We start from the raw sequence: 16,588 nt of genomic DNA, 5'->3' as shown, positions 1-16,588 counted from the left end.
AAATAAGCAGTATCCGCTTCGGCATATAGGCCGCAGCCAGGGGCTCGTACAAAAATTTTTCATTGCCTGACAAACACTTGGCTTACAACCAAGATTGACGCTACTCAATTTTGCCGCTTTAACTCTTATAGAAGACTGCCTATAATTTAGGTTTGTATTCAGACTATCCAAGGACCATCATGACCGATCGCATCTCCAGCCATGGCCTCCAGGTCGCAGGGGTACTGCACCAATTTATCGAACAAGAAGCGCTGCCCGGCACAGGGGTACAGGCTGATGCCTTCTGGAAAGGTCTGGCGGCTATGGTTCAAGACCTCGCCCCCAAGAACAAGGCCTTGCTGGCCGAGCGCGACCGCCTGCAAGCCGCGCTGGACGACTGGTATGGCAAGCATCCGGGTGCTGTGGCCGACCCTGCCGCCTATCGCGCGTTTCTGCACGAAATCGGCTACCTGAAGGATGTCCCGGCCGACGTAAAAGTCACCACCGCCCACGTCGATACCGAAATCACCCGGCAAGCCGGGCCGCAGTTGGTGGTGCCCGTCATGAATGCCCGCTACGCCCTTAACGCAGCCAATGCGCGCTGGGGCAGCCTCTACGACGCCCTGTACGGCACGGATGCCATCCCTGAAACCGACGGCGCCACCCGCGCCGGCGGCTACAACCCCGTACGTGGCGCACGCGTCATCGCCTTTGCCCGCCAGTTTCTGGACGACACCATTGCCCTGAAGCAGGGCTCTCACCGTGATGCCACCGCGTATGCGGTCGCATCCGGCAATCTGAAAATCACACTGAAAGACGGCACCGTCACCACACTTGCCCAGGATGATTGCTTCCTGGGGCATCGGGGCGACGCCGCCTCACCCGAGGCGCTGGTGTTCTGCCAAAACGGCCTGCACTTCGAGATCCAGTTTGACGCTCAGTCTCCCATCGGCAAGACCGACACCGCCCACATCAAGGACGTGGTGCTCGAGGCAGCCCTCACCACCATCATGGATTGCGAAGACTCCGTGGCCGCGGTAGACGCCGAAGACAAGGTGCTGGCCTATCGCAACTGGTTGGGCCTGATGAAAGCCGACCTTACCGAAGATCTGGTCAAGGGTGGCAAAACCATTACCCGCCGCCTTAATCCCGATCGCCAGTACATCGCACGCGACGGCAGCACCGCCAGCCTGCACGGCCGTTCCCTGATGTTTGTCCGTAACGTGGGCCACCTGATGACCAACCCGGCCATCCTGGATGCCCAAGGCCAGGAAATCCCCGAAGGAATCCTGGATGCCGTGTGCACGTCGCTGGCCGCCATGCACGACCTCACCGCACGTAAAAACACCCGCACAGGCTCCATCTACATCGTCAAACCCAAAATGCACGGCCCGGATGAAGTCGCCTTTGCCAGCGAAATCTTTGCCCGCGTCGAGCAGCTGCTGGGCCTGGCACCCAACACCATCAAGATGGGGATCATGGACGAAGAGCGGCGCACCAGCGTCAACCTGAAATCCTGCATCGCCGCAGCCGCAGAACGCGTCGCCTTCATCAATACCGGCTTCCTCGATCGTACGGGTGACGAACTGCACACCTCGATGCGCGCCGGCGCAATGGTGCGCAAGGGTGACATGAAAACCCAGGCCTGGATCCAGGCTTACGAGCTCAACAACGTCCAGACCGGGCTTGAGTGCGGCTTGCGCGGCCATGCCCAGATTGGCAAGGGCATGTGGGCCATGCCCGACCTGATGGCAGCCATGCTCGAGCAAAAAATCAACCACGTCAAAGCAGGCGGCAACACGGCCTGGGTTCCGTCTCCCACGGCAGCCACCCTGCATGCCCTGCACTACCACCAAGTGGATGTGGTCGAGGTACAAAAGGGGCTGGAAGGCCACCACGAAGACTACACCGACCGCATCCTCACGGTGCCGGTGGCCAAGGATACGGGCTGGACGCCCGAACAGATCCAGGAAGAGCTCGACAACAACTGCCAGGGCATTCTGGGGTATGTGGTGCGCTGGGTGGATCAAGGCGTAGGCTGCTCCAAAGTCCCCGACATCCACGATATCGGCCTGATGGAAGACCGTGCCACCCTGCGCATTTCCAGCCAGTACATCGCCAACTGGATGCTGCACAAGATCACTGACCGCAGCCAGGTTGAAGCCACCCTGCGCCGCATGGCCGCCGTGGTCGACAAGCAAAACGCAGGAGATGCCGCCTACGAGCCCATGGACGGCCACTTTGATACTTCGTGCGCCTTCAAGGCCGCCAGCGACCTGATCTTCAAGGGGCTGGAGCAACCCAATGGCTACACCGAGCCCTTGCTGCACCACTGGCGCCAGGTAAAAAAGGCTGAGCAAGCCGTCAAGGCCTGATTGCCACCGCGAATCGTCTAGAAAGCCAGGGCCCGGTTACGCACCAGGCCCTGGCTTTTTTATTGCTGGCATCAGGCGAGACACACCTTATGGCCGGCCACCACCGCGCATACAGCACCCGCTGACGAGCGCCGCAGTGGCTTGAAGATCGATCAGCGGCGTACTTGCGCCACCAGATCGTCCAGCCACTGCAACATGGTGTCGACGTCCTGGGCCGACACATTAAGCGCCGGCATAAAGCGCAGCAAATTGCCACGCGGCGCATTCAGCAGCAGGCCCTCGGGCGTACGCTCGCGGGCAGCGGCCACCAGCGCCGGGCCATCGTCGCGATCCATGATGAGGGCGCGCAACAGGCCCAGGCCACGCTCGCCCTTCATCCCCCATTTGTCGGACAGCGCCATCAGGCCGGCCGAAAGCTGATTGGCCCGCTGGTTGACGGCGTCCATAAAGCCGGGAGCAGCCAACGTATCGAACACCGCCACACCCACCGCCGTCATCAGGGGGTTGCCGTTGTAGGTACCCCCTTGGTCACCGTGCTCAAAGCAGCTGACGGCCTCGCGGGCACACAGGGCGGCCAGCGGCACCCCGCCGCCAATGCCTTTGCCCAGCGTCATGATATCGGGCTCGATGCCGGCATGCTGATAGGCAAACATACGGCCCGTACGGCCCATCCCGGTTTGTACTTCGTCGACAATCAGCAGCAGGCCGTGCTCACGCGTGAGTGCGCGCAGCGCCTGGAGGAACGCTGGGGTAGCCGGGATCACACCGGCTTCGCCCTGCACAGGCTCGAGCATTACGGCGACAGTTTGATCATCAATCAGGGCGCGCACTGAATCCAGATCGTTGAGATCGGCCTTGGGAAAACCGTCCACCTGCGGCGCAAACTTGGTGTCCCAGCCAGCCTTGCCAGAGGCCGACATGGTTGCCAACGTACGGCCATGGAAGCTGTGATCAAAGGTGATGATCTTGTAGGCACCCTTGCGGTGCAACTGGCCCCACTTGCGCGCCAGCTTGATGGCGCCTTCGTTGGCTTCGGCACCGCTATTGGCAAAAAACACGCGATCAAAGCAGGAGGCCTCGACAATCCGCTTTGCCAGATCAATGGAAGGCTGGTTGTAGAAGGCCGGCGAGGGGTTGATCAGCGCATGCGACTGCCTGGCCAGCGCGTCCACCATGGGTGCAGGGTTGTGCCCCAGACAATTAACGGCCCATCCCTGGATGAAATCGAGATATCGCTTGCCCGCGCTATCCTGCAACCAGGATCCCTGGCCGCCAACAAACACGAGATCAGGACGGGATGTGATTTCCATCAGGGCGTTAACCCCTGCACGATCAATGGTCATGGGTATGATTTCCAGTAAGACAGCGACATCAAAACCAGTATTTTAGGTCGGAACACCGCCCGGGCGGGGCGGCATGGGCGCCACACAAGCAAACAAGCAGGCACCAGTCTCATCAACACCACACGCCGGCTGCCTTGCAGCGCTTAGAATAAGCACTCGAGCCCGTCCGCCACACAAAAACACCATGTCCGCCAGCATCCACAGCCTGTACACCTACCCCGTCAAATCCTGCGCCGGGGTGCGCCACGACCGCATCACTGTCACCCATGCCGGGCTGGCGGGAGACCGCCAATGGATGTTGGTGGATAGCACCGGCACCTTCATGACACAGCGCCAGCATCCCCGCATGGTGCTGATTCAACCCCTGCCACAGGCGGACGGCTTGTGGCTCAAGGCGCCCGATATGCCCGACTGCTTTGTGGCTGCCGGCACAGCCGGCGACGCCCCGCCCGTGCCAGTAACCGTCTGGGGCACCACAACCCAAGGGACGGATCAGGGCGACGACGTTGCCCATTGGCTGAGCACGTTTTTGGACGTCTCTTGCCGCCTGCTGCAGGTGCACCCGCAAGCACACCGCCTGGCCAGCCCGGCGCACGTCCAAAGCTGGGCTGACAAACACCCCGAAGACGCTGCCGCGTTTTTACCCCTGACACACCACCAATTTGGCTTTGCCGACGGCTTTCCGTTTTTAGTGTGCAACCAGGCCTCGCTGGAAGAACTCAACCAGCAGCTGCAGGCAGACGGCCATCTACCTGCAGAGATGATCCGCTTTCGGCCCAATATCGTGCTGCAGGGGCTGGAGCCCTACGACGAAGACCACCTGGCAAGCTTGCGCGTGGGTGATATCCAGTTCGCCTTCGTCAAGGCCTGCGCGCGTTGTCCCATTCCCAATGTAGATCCGCACACTGGCCAAACTGCTGCCCAGCCAGGCCAGACGCTGGCACGCCATCGTCAATTTGAACAAGGCGTGTTATTTGGCGTCAATGCCGTAGTGGCCTTGCCCGAGGACGTGCGCCAGTTACAAACGGGCATGGCGGTTGAAGCCGAATTCGATTTCTGATCCTGCGGCGGCACCCGTGCCTGCAGGATGACCGCTCGAGCATACCCGGCACACAAGGCTAGTGCGTGGGCAGCGCCATCAATCGCTGCCGCAGCATCCTCGCCCAGAGACCGCCGATCCGCATCCTTGCGGGCCATGTCCAGAAACGAGGCAGGCAGGTTGGCTGGATACACCAACACGTCTGCCTCGTTCATGGCCCTGAGTTCATTGAGCGTCAGCCGACCGGGATCTTCCAGACTCACCCTGATCCAGGTCACGCAGCATGCCGGAATCTCATCGGGCGCAGGGACTGACAGCCGGCCAAGCAACAAACGCTGTGCCCCAGCAGAATCCCCCTGCCGCAACCGAGTCAGCACGGGGCCATCATGCAGCCAATCATAAAAACCGCGGCGCGCACCCGGGTCTGGAAAGGCCTGCCGGATGGCCCGGCGATGCTCTCCAGCCAGCGCCGCCAGCTCTCCCAGCGGCGGATCCAACAGGGCCTCCATGCGCTCCCGCAATCGCCGTGCCAGAACCGGCGCCGTCCCGGACGATGACACCGCGATCATCAAGGGGGATCGATTCACCACCGCCGGCACCTGAAACGAAGACAGAATCGGATCATCCACCACATTGGCCAGCATCCGCCGCGCATCCGCCGTCTGCCTGACCCGGGCATTGACCGCCCGATTTGCGGTAGCAGCGATCACCAGCCAAACCCCATCCAGCCAGCCGGGCTCGAACACCCCTGGCAGATGCGTCAGTTGGCCACTGCTTACCCAGCTCTGCAGCATCGTCGTCAAGCGGGGTGCCCCCACATGGACATCCGCCCCGCAAGCCAACAGGGCACGCACCTTGCGCTCGGCCACAGCACCGCCCCCCACCACCAGCACCCGCCGCCCCTCCAGTTGGGCAAACAGCGGATAAAGGGGCTTCATGCCGGACAGGCCGCAGCGATATCCTGCCGGCTCTCCATCCAGGGAACACTGGCCGGGTCGGCCAGCATCACTACCTGGCCCACCACAATCAGGCAGGGCGACACCAGGCCATCGCTGTGCGCGGCTGCCATCAGGTTGTCCAGCCGGCACCGGACGGCCCGCTGTCGCGCCATGGTTCCACAGGCAATAAGTGCTACGGGTGTCCCGGCGGGCAAGCCACGGCGCACCAGCTCGTCAGCAACACGACCCGCCTGAGACAGGCCCATATAAAACACTAGGGTGCGATGCCGATCCGCCGCCAACGCAGTCCAGTCCAGATCGGCTGCGCCCTCTTGCCGATGCGCCGTCGACAGACAGACCCCTGCCGCCACGCCGCGATGCGTCAGGGGAATGCCGGTTGCCGCCGCGCAACCGGAGGCTGCTGTCACCCCCGGAATAACCGAGACCGGAATCCCCCGCCGACGCAGGGCAATCATTTCTTCGCCGCCACGCCCGAAAACAAAGGGATCCCCACCCTTCAGCCGAACCACATTGCGGCCTTCCCAGGCATAACGCACCAGCAGGCCATGAATGCCCTCCTGCGGGACGCTATGCCAACCGGCCTGCTTGCCGACGGAGACTCGAATGGCATCTGGCCTGCAGTGATCCAGCAGCGCCAGGGGCGCCAGACGGTCGTAGATCACAACATCCGCCTGCTGCAATGCCCGCATGCCTTTCAGCGTAATCAGTTCTGGGTCACCCGGACCCGCCCCTACCAGCCAGACATGGCCGGGCACATCCCCCGATGTCCGCCGGGTAATATCGACGACCGAATCAGGCAGCATGGGAATGCTCCATCGAGATGTCCGCACCCGGGCAGGCAATCTGCAGGACACCCCCCGGCGCCAGCCGCGCGGGCCAGCAGCACACCCGCACATCAGCATCTTCCATGCACTCACCCGTGTCCAGAAAGAAATGCTGCTTGTACATGGGCGAGGCCACCACCGGGCGTCCCTGCAGTTCACCGACAATACCCCGCCCCAGCACGGCCGCGCCACAAAAGGGATCGACATGATCGATGGCATACAGCCTGTCGTCGATCAGGAACACGGCCACCTGTGCACCATGCGCCCGAACCGCCACCCCCGCATCCGGTACCAGATCATCAAGATGGCAGACCGGCTGCCAGACCGGCAGCTTGGCAGGCCTCTCTTTACACTGACCAGAAGCACTCTTTTCCATGGCGTCCCTCCTCATTCCGTTTCAGCTTCAAGTACCCTTGCCCCACGCGGGCGCACGGTGGGTGGGCGGATCTGGCCACGCTCCAGCACATGGACAATCTGCTCATCAGGTGTCGGGTCGTTGATCAAGGGCCGAAAACGCCGTAATGCCCGTTCATCCTTCAGGGTTGCGGCCCACTCGCACTCGTACCGACCCACCAGTGCCTGCATCTGCGCCTCCAGTTCGTTCGCCAGGCCCAGGCTGTCTTTCACGATCACATCCTTCAGATAGTCCAGGCCGCCATCCAGGCCTTCTCGCCAGGCGGCCGTCCGCTGCAGCTTGTCGGCAGTGCGGATGTAGAACATGAGAAACCGGTCGATCATGCGGATCAGCGTCTCGTCATCCAGATCCGAGGCCAAGAGTTCTGCATGGCGAGGGCGCATGCCACCATTGCCGCAGACATACAGGTTCCAGCCCTTGTCCGTGGCGATGACGCCCACATCCTTGCTTTGGGCTTCTGCGCATTCCCGGGTACACCCCGATGCCGCCAGCTTGAATTTATGCGGCGCACGTACACCCCGGTACCGCTGTTCAAGCCGGATCGCCAGGCCCACGGAATCCCGCACACCAAAACGGCACCACGTGCTGCCCACGCAGGATTTGGCCGTGCGCAAGGCCTTGCCGTAGGCATGCCCCGACTCAAATCCGGCATCCACCAGTTCCTTCCAGATCAGGGGCAGCTGTTCCAGCCGCGCACCGAACAGGTCGATGCGCTGGCCACCGGTAATCTTGGTGTACAGCTTGTAGCGACGCGCCACCTCGCCAATGAAGATCAGCTTCTCCGGCGTGATCTCACCTCCCGGGATACGCGGCACCACCGAATAGGTACCGTCCTTTTGCAGATTTCCCAGATACGCATCATTGCTGTCCTGCAGCGGCGCATACTCGGGCGTCAGCACGTAATCGTTCCAGCACGAGGCGAAAATCGACGCAGCTACCGGCTTGCAAATATCGCATCCGCGCCCTTGTCCATGCCGGGAGATCAGCGTCTTGAAATCCCGAATCCCATTGACGCAAACCAGATGGTAGAGCTCCTGACGGCTATGGTGGAAATGCTCACACAGGCCATGATCCACCACGATGCCCTGACGCTCCAGCTCCCGGTCCAGGATCTGTTTGACCAGCGGCAAACACCCTCCACACGTCGTCCCCGCCCGGGTTCTGGCCTTCAGTTCACCCAGACTCGTGCAGCCGTCTACAACAGCACTGCACAAGGCCCCCTTGCTGACCTGATTACAGGAACAGATCTGGGCACTGTCCGGCAAGGCATCCACACCCAGCGCAGGGGTTTCACTCGCCGCCGGCGCAATCAGACTGGCGGGTTGCGCCGGCAAGGCCAGGCCATTGGCGAAATACTGATCCAGCATGCCAAACGAGGTGGTATCGCCCACCAGCACGGCGCCCAGCAGGCGCTTGCCCTGCGCATCCATCACCAGCTTCTTGTAGACGCCTGCCAGGGTGTCCTCAAACACGCAACTGACGCTGTCTCGCGTCCGGCCCTGCGCATCACCGATGGAGGCAACATCCACCCCCAGAAGCTTCAACTTGGTGCTGGGCTGCGCCCCCCGAAAAACCGGTTTCCCGTCTCCCGCCAGATGGGCGGCGCAGACCCGGGCCATTTCGTACCCAGGCGCCACCAGCCCGTAGGTGCCGCCCTGCCAGCTGGCAAGCTCCCCTATCGCGTACACCGCTGGATCAGAACTGCGGCAATGCTCATCAATGACAACCCCGCCCCGTGGCCCGATCACCAGACCGCAGTTGTGTGCCAGCCGGTCGCACGGCCGGATGCCTGCTGAAAAAACCACCATATCGGTTTCTAGCAAACCGCCATCGGAGAACTTCAAGCGCAGGGGAGATCTCAGGCCTGTCCCGATGGACGAGGTTGTCTTTGCCGTGTGCACGTGGATGCCCAGAGCCTCGATCTTGGTGCGCAACAACCGCCCTCCCGACTCATCCAGCTGAGTGGACATGAGCCATGGAGAGAACTCGATCACATGGGTTTCCAGCCCCAGCCCATGCAAGGCGCGCGCAGCCTCCAGGCCCAGCAGGCCGCCCCCGATGACCACCCCGCACCGGCCACCGGCCGCCCGTTCCTTGATTGCGTCAACATCATCCAGCGTGCGATACGGCAAACACCCGGGTTGCTCGGCGCCCTCGATCGGCGGGATAAAGGGGTTCGAGCCCGTTGCCAGCACCAGCTTGTCGTAGGGGTAGAACACATCATCCGAGACATGGACACGGCGCCGCTTGCGGTCGATCCAGGCTGCGGGGTGATTACGCAGCACGGTAATACCGTGCTGCACAAAAAAGGCATCATCGGCCAGTGCCAAGTCTTCAGCCTGGGCACCGGTAAAGCATTGGCTCAGCTGCACGCGATCGTATGCCAGGCGGATCTCGCCACAAAACACGGTGATATCGTAACCATGCTCCCGCTGAACCAATTCTTCCAGCAGACGGTGGCCGACCATGCCATTGCCGATCACCAGCAGGCGTTGCGTGTCAGAGCAAGGGCTGTGAGCAGCGCTCAAGTGGATGGATTTCATGCTGGTTCCCACTTCAGGATCGCGAAGATGATGCACCCAGCGATGGCCGGGGCTTGGTCTCGGTGACCGCGCCATTTACAGCATCATGATCTGCCAAAGGCCGTGATGCCACGCGGTAGGCGCCTGCGACAAACACGCCTCCGCCGACGATATTGCCCAACGTCACCCAGCCTAGGTTCCAAACCATGCCGCCCAGGCTGACGGTCTCGGGATGGTTGCCCGCCAAAGCCATCAGCAGCAGCGTCATATTGGCCACGCTATGCTCATAGCCGCTTGCCACAAACGCCAGCAAACACCAGAAAATCACAATGCAGCGCGCACTGTCCGAAGCCACCCGGGCAGACATCCAGACCGCCAGGCAGACCAGCCAATTGCACAGCACGGCACGGGCAAACAGGCTGGCGCCACTGGCCGTCATTTTGTGAGCGGCCGCCGCCATTACCAGGCCACCGGGGTCATTCAGCAAGCCGCCGCCACCCCCCATCACAAACAGGGCCACCAGCACCAGGGCACCACACAGATTGCCCACCCAACTGGCACACAGGACGGCTGCAACATCGGCCCAGGTGCCATGCCCGCAATAGCGGCGCAGCGCCATTACCATGGTGTGCCCTGTAAACAGCTCCGCCCCGGCAATCACCACCAGAATCAGCGCAATCCCGAAGGTTGCCCCCATGACCAGAGACCGATAAGCGGGCGGCACGACGCTGCCCAGCGTGAAGATCAGGATGATACCCAGCCCGATGTAGGCCCCCGCCAGCATGCTGCCGACAAAGAATCCGTGGGGCGCACTGCGCAGCAGGCGAAGCTTGGCATTGGCGGTGCGGACAAAGCCATCAATCGTGTCGTCGTACATGAGACCCTCCCAGTATGTGTCCATCGACATAGGAGGTGAAGCAAATAGCATGCCAACTAGCGAGCACCGTGGAGGGCACAGGCGATTTCATAGCGTATGGTGCAGCGCTGCCCGAGAACCCGGCGACAGTTTTACGCGTGGGGCTGCATCAATACAGTGCGATGCTGCACCGCATTGATGCAGGTCAGTACAGCGACAACTGCACCGGGTGGCGCACAGCGCCCCCATCATCGACGGGCTCGAGCTTACTGGCCCGCACTCCCAGCAGGCGCAGGCGCCGATCGAGGGTTACCCGCTTGAGGCACCGCCCGGCGGCCCGATGGATGGCGTCGGCATCGCCAATGGCCTCATCCAGGGTCAGATCCCGGGTCACAATGCGGAAGTCGTCAAAGCGCAACTTGATACCAATCGTGGCCCCGCGTACCCGCTTGCGAGCCAGATCCTGGGCCAGGTGCTCGCATAAATCCCGGAAGATCGTAGATAACAGGGCCTTGTCCCGCTGCACATGCAAATCACGCTCAAAGGTTGTCTCCCGGCTGATTGAGCGGGGCTCTGACTCCACCACCACAGGCCGGTCATCAATCCCGCGAGCCACGTCCATCAGCCACCGCGCCGTACCCAGACCAAAAGCCTCCTGCAACTGATCCGGTGCGGCCGCTGCCAGTTGTGCAATGGTCTCGATACCCATGTCCCGCAGGCGACGGGTAGCCTTGGGGCCAATCCCATTGACCTTGGAAACCGGCAATGGCCAGATACGCCGCTGCAAATCACCGGGGCCAATCAATGTCATGCCGTCAGGCTTGTCCAGATCAGAGGCGATCTTTGAGAGCAGTTTGTTGGGCGAAATGCCAATGGAGCAGACCAGGCCGGTGGCATCACGAACCGCCTGCTTCATCCGCCGTGCCAGCGTCTCTGAGTCCTCCGGCATGCCCGTCAGATCAACGTAGATTTCATCGATGCCGCGATCCTCAATCCGGGGCGCAATCGCAGCCACCGCCGCCTTGAACAGACGCGAATAATGGCGATAGGCGGCGAAGGTTACCGGCAACATCACGGCATCCGGAGCCAACCGGGCGGCTTTCATCATACCCATGGCCGAATGTACGCCAAGCGCCCGCGCCTCATAAGTAGCGGTGGTGATGACTCCGCGCCCCACATAATCCCGCAATCGCGCGTAACGGCCATCTTGGGGCGGCTCGCCACGGCCACCAATCACCACGGGCTGCCCGCGCAATTCCGGATAGCGCAGCAGCTCAACAGATGCAAAGAACGCATCCATATCCAGATGGGCGATTCGGCGAACAGGGGTTTCAGACATGAGGCATCCCGGCTTTCAGGCGGCATCGGGCGCAGATTTAGCTTGGAGAAAACCGTATCCCGCCAAGCGGTTGCGGCACTGCTATACTAGCCCACCTTTAAGATATATTTTTAATGTATCTATAACCCCGCCCTCACCAGGGCTTTCCCCGTTCGCGAGGACTTATGCAAGCTGAAACTCTGAAACGCTCTGCCCAAAAAACCGACACTATGCGCCTGATCGGGCTTCGTGGCCCCGAGTGTGCCGATAAGCTGGACCACGTTTTATCTGCCCTTCCGGGTGTCGCGCAGGTTAGTGTGTCACTGGCTGACGAAAAAATGACGATTACCTACGATACGGCCCAGGTGTCGGTGCAGCGCCTTCAGGTAGCTGTGGCAGATGCCGGCTACGAAGCCATGAAACCTGTGCACGGCCAGGACGGCAACTGTTGCGGCGGCTGCGGCGGCTAAGACCGCCGGCCGCTGACGCGCGGTTGGGCGCCGGCGGCCGCCCCACAACCACTGTTTTAAACAGTGCCGCACAACAGCCACACTGTCGCCGCCAGCGCCACACAGCCGGCACGACGTCACCGGCAATATCACGAGCCGTCCATCAGCTCGGTGCCTGCCCGAGGGGCTGCCCGGTACGAGTAATGCATGAACACCAGCGATACGCACACGGCCCCGTACAGCAACATGAACGCACTGGAATACACCCCGGTGATATCCAGCAGCACGCCAAACAAAATGGGCAGGATAAAGCCGCCCAGCCCCCCCGCCAGGCCCACCACGCCAGACACCGCACCAATATTCTCGGCGTAGTCGTCGCTGATGAACTTGAACACTGAAGCCTTGCCGATAGCCATGGCCACACCCACCACAAACAGCAGGATGGTAAACAGCGTGGCGTTCAGGCCGATATGCACAGACACCGGGCCACCCAGCGTCTGGATAGTCATTTGAGTTTGCGGATACGACAGAATAAAGAAGCACACCCAGCACACCCACATGACCCACCATGTAACTGTATATGCACCAAAGCGATCCGAGAACCAGCCACCCAGCGCACGCAAAACGCCCCCTGGCAGCGAGAACACCATTGCCAGGAAAGCAGCCAGGGTGAGATCAAAGCCGTACTCGGCCACATAGTATTGAGTGATCCACAGGGCCAGTGCCACATAGCCGCCAAACACCACCGAATAATATTGGCAGTAGCGCCAGACACGAGGGTCTTTTAGTACCTGCAGTTGCTGGCGAAGCGGAACGGCTGCCGACAGCTGATGGGCGGGGTTTGTATGGCTGAACAGCCAGAACAGCAGCGCCGTGCCCAGCAACAATGCCGCGTAGGCCTTGGGCAACATCGTCCAGCCAAAGGCTCCGATAATCAGGGGGGCCACAAACATGTTCAGCGCCGAACCCGAATTGCCGGCACCAAAGACGCCCATCGCAAAGCCGCGACGTTGCGGCGCAAACCAGCGGGCCACGTAGGGAGTACCCACCGAGAACGTACCGCCGGCCAAGCCGACAAACAGGGCCAGCACCAGAAACTGTCTATATGTTGTGGCGTAAGCCATGAGGTACAGCGGTGGCACACATGCCAGCAGCACCAGGAAAAACACGATCCGCCCGCCGAAGCGGTCGGTGAACATCCCCAACGGTACCCGCACCAAAGACCCTGTGAGCACAGGCGTGGAAATCAACAGGCCAAACTGGGTTTCATTGAGGGCCAGCTGGGTTCTGAGCGGGACGCCCAGGACAGAGAACATTGTCCAGATGGCAAAACACACGGTGAAGGCAAAGGTACTGGCAAACAGCACCGATAAGGCCTGGTGCGATGCGGGTACCGACGGCGGGGTATGCGATGACATGGCGATCTCCCATTGCAAAGGCGAATGCTCCAGCAGGAAATCATACCGACATGCCGCCCACGATCCTATGACCTAGGTCAGTTGATGCGTGGAAACCGGCTACGGCAACCAGTAAATCAATGCAAAGCCAGCGCAGGTGGAGCGTTTCTGGAAATTGAAACGCATATCAGGGTAAGCCCCGGCTTGCCTGGATGTATCGGTTCAATCACTATTCTACCAAGCGCTTGCTCGGTTTTTAGCAGCTGACGTTTCCACCCCTATCACAGGGAGACACACAGTGGCACAAGACGGTCCAATCCTGCAGGTCGAGCACCTCACCCTGTCATTCGGCGGTATCACGGCGCTAAATGACGTCAGCTTCACTGTTCCGTCGGATTCCATCACCACCCTCATTGGCCCCAATGGCGCAGGAAAAACCTCGCTATTCAACACGATCTCAGGCTTTTACCATCCACAGCAAGGCCGCATCCACTTTCAGGGCCAGGACATCACCTCCGTGCCAGCCCCAAATCGGGCCAAGTTAGGCTTGGCGCGCAGCTTCCAGAACATTGCCCTGTTTCGCGGCATGTCGGTGCTAGACAACATCAAACTGGGACGCCACTGCCACCTGCGCACCAACCTTCTCCAGGACATGTGGTATCTGGGGGCTGCCCGCCGTGAAGAAATGGCGCTACGCGCCGATATCGAAACCCGCATCATCGATTTCCTGGAAATCGACCATATCCGCCACGCCTCCGTTGCCGCACTGCCCTACGGACTACAAAAACGGGTCGAAATGGCACGCGCCCTGGCCATGCAGCCAAAACTGCTGCTGCTCGACGAACCAGTCGCCGGGATGAACCGCGAAGAAACCGAGGACATGGCCCGCTTCATCCTCGATGTGCGGGCAGAATGGGGTGTCACGGTCCTTATGGTCGAACACGACATGGGACTGGTCATGGATTTATCCGACCACGTCGTCGTACTCAATTTTGGCCATGTCATTGCCAGCGGCGATCCTTCACATGTCCAGGCAGATCCCCAAGTTATCCAGGCTTACTTGGGGGCGGGCAATGTCTCCGACCTGCGCCGCCGTCTGCGGGGGCAGGCAACGCCCGCTCCCGCGGCCATCGAAGAGGCCTGAAATGGATGCCCTGTTTCTGCTCGAAGTCACGTTGGCCGGCCTGGGCGCTGGCGCCCTATACGCCTTGGCGGGGCTGGCCTTCGTCATCATCTACAAGGCCACGCGCGTGGTCAACCTGGCCATCGGCGAGATGCTGATGATAGGGGCCTACCTGTTCTTCACTTTTTCTGCCCAGTTGCAATGGCCAATCTGGCTGGCGGCCCTCTCGGCCATCGTGGCCAGCGGCCTGATTGGCGGGCTCATCGAACGCGTCGCCATCCGCCCCATGCTTGGTGAGTCCCCCATTTCGGCCTTCATGATCACGATCGGCCTGGGTTCGGTGCTAGTGGGGCTCGTCGAGCTCATCTGGACGGCCGACCAACGCCGTTTGCCTGAGTTCCTGCCGCAAGACCCAATCTTCATCGGCGAGGCCTTTGTTTCATCCAAGGTGTTCTACAGCTTTCTTGCAGCGCTGGCATTGGTGGCCGCCAGCGTGCCTGTTTTCCACCGCTGGCGCGGCGGTATTGCCCTGCGGGCCACGGCATCAGACCAGGGCGCCGCCTATGCCATGGGCATCAACGTGCCACGCGTGTTTTCCTGGGCCTGGATAGCCGGCGCCGCCTTGGCCGCCATCGCAGGCATCATGGTGGGCGCCATCGGCGGCCTGTCCTCGTCCATGGGTATCTTTGGCTTGGGCGTGCTGGTTGCCGTCATCGTCGGCGGCCTGGACAGCATCCTTGGCGCCTTGCTGGCAGGCCTGCTGATTGGCGTATTAGAAGCCTGGACCGGCGCCTTCCTTGGTGGCGAATATAAGCTGCTGGTTACTTTCCTGATCCTGACTATCGTACTGATGTTGCGCCCTTACGGTTTATACGGCACCCGCGACATCGAGAGGCTCTGACCCATGCGCATCGGCACCGCCCGCGAAAGCTACCGTGCAGACGAAGCCCTGTTCGACACGAACACGCAGCACGTCTGGCTGGCCATCCTGCTGGCCACCCTGGCTGTCTTTCCATTTTTGGCCAACGACTACTGGCTGTATCTGGCCTGCCTGGTCGCCATCCATACGGCCAGCGCCACCGGCCTGAACATCCTCACCGGCTACACCGGTCTGGTCAGCCTGGGGCAGGCGGCATTCATGGGGCTGGGCGCCTACACGGTCGCTATCCTCGAACGCGACCTCGGCACCCCCGTGCTGCTAAATCTTGTCCTGGCTGGCACTGTGGCCATGGCAGGTGGCGTGGTCGTCGGTATCCCTTCGCTGCGGGTCAAAGGCCTGTACCTGGCCATCGTTACCATTGCCGCCACCTTCATCGCGCAATTCCTGTTCTCCAATTTTGACTACACCGGCGGCCCCGGCGGCCTGACCATCCCCCCTCCCACGCTGGCCGGCCTACCCCTGGACACCTCGTTCCGGATTTACTGGCTCATCGTGCCGCTAACCTGCCTGATGGTGCTGGGTGCGGCCAACCTGTTTCGCACGCGCACCGGCCGGGCCTTCATCGCCATCCGCGACCGCGACATCTCCGCCGAGGTGCTGGGCATCCCGCTGCTGCGCTACAAACTCATGTCTTTTGGCCTGTCCTCGTTTTACGCCGGTGTGGCCGGCGGTCTGTGGGCCTATTTCTTTCGCGTCATCACCCCCGAAAGCTTCCCCCTGATTCTGTCCATCTTCTTTCTCGCCACCATCATTGTCGGCGGCATGGGATCGATCCTAGGCGCCATCCTGGGGGCCTTGTTCATGACGATGGTGCCGGAAATCCTGCGCATTGCCGTCACCTGGCTGCCGATCGAGGGCGATACCCTGCGCTATGTGTCGCCCGTGCGCATTATCGTGTTCGGTGGACTAATCATCTTTTTCCTGATTTTCGAGCCGCAGGGCCTGGCCGAGATCTGGCGGCGCGTGCGCCGTTTCTTTCACCTATGGCCCTTTCGGACCTAGCCGTACCGGTCCCTTCTTTATGACACCAGGAGGCAGCATGAAACACG

General features: G+C 61.3%; 14 protein-coding genes. 6 read left to right on the top strand and 8 right to left on the bottom strand.

Going from position 1 to position 16,588, the window contains the following annotated elements:
* Positions 1–179 precede the first annotated feature (179 nt).
* On the top strand, positions 180–2,354 hold the full coding sequence (locus WA928_RS10625) for a malate synthase G (protein WP_350381228.1): 2,175 nt from the start codon (positions 180–182) through the stop codon (positions 2,352–2,354).
* A gap of 152 nt (positions 2,355–2,506) precedes the next feature.
* On the opposite strand, the gene WA928_RS10620 is transcribed toward WA928_RS10625, so the two are convergent.
* Complete coding sequence (locus WA928_RS10620) at positions 2,507–3,697, bottom strand: acetylornithine transaminase (RefSeq protein WP_350381229.1); 1,191 nt, start codon at positions 3,695–3,697, stop codon at positions 2,507–2,509.
* 184 nt (positions 3,698–3,881) lie between these two features.
* Here WA928_RS10620 and WA928_RS10615 point away from each other — a divergent pair, with 184 nt between their 5' ends.
* Positions 3,882–4,757, top strand: a complete 876-nt coding sequence (locus WA928_RS10615; protein WP_350381231.1) for an MOSC domain-containing protein — start codon at positions 3,882–3,884, stop codon at positions 4,755–4,757.
* On the opposite strand, the gene WA928_RS10610 is transcribed toward WA928_RS10615, so the two are convergent.
* From WA928_RS10610 to dinB, 6 genes are all read right to left on the bottom strand, one after another.
* Positions 4,649–5,674: an NAD(P)-dependent oxidoreductase gene (locus WA928_RS10610; protein ID WP_424303182.1), complete on the bottom strand. Its 1,026-nt coding sequence runs from the start codon at positions 5,672–5,674 to the stop codon at positions 4,649–4,651. The two genes, WA928_RS10615 and WA928_RS10610, sit on opposite strands and share 109 nt — an antisense overlap.
* Positions 5,671–6,498, bottom strand: a complete 828-nt coding sequence (cobA, locus tag WA928_RS10605) for a uroporphyrinogen-III C-methyltransferase (RefSeq protein WP_424303179.1) — start codon at positions 6,496–6,498, stop codon at positions 5,671–5,673. Before cobA ends, WA928_RS10610 begins: the two co-directional genes overlap by 4 nt.
* A complete protein-coding gene (nirD, locus tag WA928_RS10600) occupies positions 6,488–6,895 on the bottom strand; it encodes a nitrite reductase small subunit NirD (RefSeq protein ID WP_424303176.1) in 408 nt (135 codons plus the stop codon). The genes cobA and nirD overlap by 11 nt, the downstream gene beginning before the upstream one ends.
* Before the next feature lie 11 nt (positions 6,896–6,906).
* On the bottom strand, positions 6,907–9,477 hold the full coding sequence (gene nirB, locus WA928_RS10595; RefSeq protein ID WP_424303173.1) for a nitrite reductase large subunit NirB: 2,571 nt from the start codon (positions 9,475–9,477) through the stop codon (positions 6,907–6,909).
* 13 nt (positions 9,478–9,490) lie between these two features.
* Entirely contained in the window at positions 9,491–10,333 is an 843-nt protein-coding gene (locus WA928_RS10590; RefSeq protein WP_424303170.1) for a formate/nitrite transporter family protein, read from the bottom strand.
* 184 nt (positions 10,334–10,517) lie between these two features.
* On the bottom strand, positions 10,518–11,651 hold the full coding sequence (gene dinB / locus WA928_RS10585) for a DNA polymerase IV (protein WP_424303167.1): 1,134 nt from the start codon (positions 11,649–11,651) through the stop codon (positions 10,518–10,520).
* A 164-nt stretch (positions 11,652–11,815) separates the two neighbouring features.
* Here dinB and WA928_RS10580 point away from each other — a divergent pair, with 164 nt between their 5' ends.
* Positions 11,816–12,100, top strand: a complete 285-nt coding sequence (locus WA928_RS10580; protein WP_350381233.1) for a heavy-metal-associated domain-containing protein — start codon at positions 11,816–11,818, stop codon at positions 12,098–12,100.
* Between the two features lie 128 nt (positions 12,101–12,228).
* On the opposite strand, the gene WA928_RS10575 is transcribed toward WA928_RS10580, so the two are convergent.
* A complete protein-coding gene (locus WA928_RS10575; protein WP_424303163.1) occupies positions 12,229–13,497 on the bottom strand; it encodes an MFS transporter in 1,269 nt (422 codons plus the stop codon).
* Between the two features lie 277 nt (positions 13,498–13,774).
* Here WA928_RS10575 and WA928_RS10570 point away from each other — a divergent pair, with 277 nt between their 5' ends.
* The 3 genes from WA928_RS10570 to WA928_RS10560 are packed head-to-tail and all read left to right on the top strand — an operon-like array spanning position 13,775 to position 16,541.
* On the top strand, positions 13,775–14,620 hold the full coding sequence (locus WA928_RS10570) for an ABC transporter ATP-binding protein (protein ID WP_424303160.1): 846 nt from the start codon (positions 13,775–13,777) through the stop codon (positions 14,618–14,620).
* Position 14,621: 1 nt separating this feature from the next.
* Positions 14,622–15,500 carry a branched-chain amino acid ABC transporter permease gene (locus WA928_RS10565; RefSeq protein ID WP_424303157.1) on the top strand — a complete coding sequence of 293 codons (879 nt, stop codon included), beginning with the start codon at positions 14,622–14,624 and terminating at the stop codon, positions 15,498–15,500.
* A 3-nt stretch (positions 15,501–15,503) separates the two neighbouring features.
* Entirely contained in the window at positions 15,504–16,541 is a 1,038-nt protein-coding gene (locus WA928_RS10560; protein WP_424303154.1) for a branched-chain amino acid ABC transporter permease, read from the top strand.
* Positions 16,542–16,588 lie beyond the last annotated feature (47 nt).

It is taken from the genome of Castellaniella sp., from assembly GCF_049651205.1.
GTDB lineage: Bacteria > Pseudomonadota > Gammaproteobacteria > Burkholderiales > Burkholderiaceae_B > Castellaniella.
The sequence above is the reverse complement of the archived record's forward strand: the minus strand, read 5'-3'. Positions and strand labels throughout refer to the sequence as shown.